General features: G+C 65.3%; 1 protein-coding gene. It reads left to right on the top strand.

Features of this window, described 5'->3' with window-relative positions; genetic code table 11:
* Nucleotides 1–544: S66 peptidase family protein (locus VE26_RS10360; RefSeq protein ID WP_046105245.1), on the top strand; the 544-nt coding region annotated here is incomplete at both ends.

The raw sequence follows: 544 nt of genomic DNA, 5'->3' as shown, positions 1-544 counted from the left end.
GTTCCAACTGGCGTATCTGGCCGCAAAGGGCGGCGTGACCTTCGCCGGGCCGCACCTGTGCTCGGACTTCGCGCTGGCGGAGGTGGATACCTACATGGTCGAGCACTTCTGGGGCATCCTGCGCGACCCGGCTTATACGCTGCGTGTGGATGTGCCGCAAGCAACGGCACGTTCAGGCCGCATCGCTGGCACGCTGTGGGGCGGCAATCTGGCCATGCTTTGCAGCCTGCTCGGTACGACGCACCTGCCAAAGATCGATGGCGGCATCCTCTTCGTCGAAGACATCAACGAACACCCCTACCGCGTCGAGCGCATGTTGCTGCAATTGGCGCAGGCCGGCGTGCTGGAGCGCCAGCAGGCGCTGGTGCTGGGGGATTTTTCCGGCTACCGAACCACGCCATACGACGCAGGCTATGACTTCGAGCCGATGTGCGCCTATCTGGCCTCGCGGCTGTCGATCCCGCTCGTGACCGGCTTGCCGTTCGGCCACTGCCCGACGAAGGCGACGCTGCCGGTCGGCGCGCTGGCTGAGCTGGATATCGAC

The organism is Devosia chinhatensis, assembly GCF_000969445.1.
In the GTDB taxonomy this organism is placed as follows: Bacteria; Pseudomonadota; Alphaproteobacteria; order Rhizobiales; family Devosiaceae; genus Devosia; species Devosia chinhatensis.
Note: the sequence above shows the minus strand (reverse complement) of the source record. Positions and strands in the feature narration are given on the sequence as shown.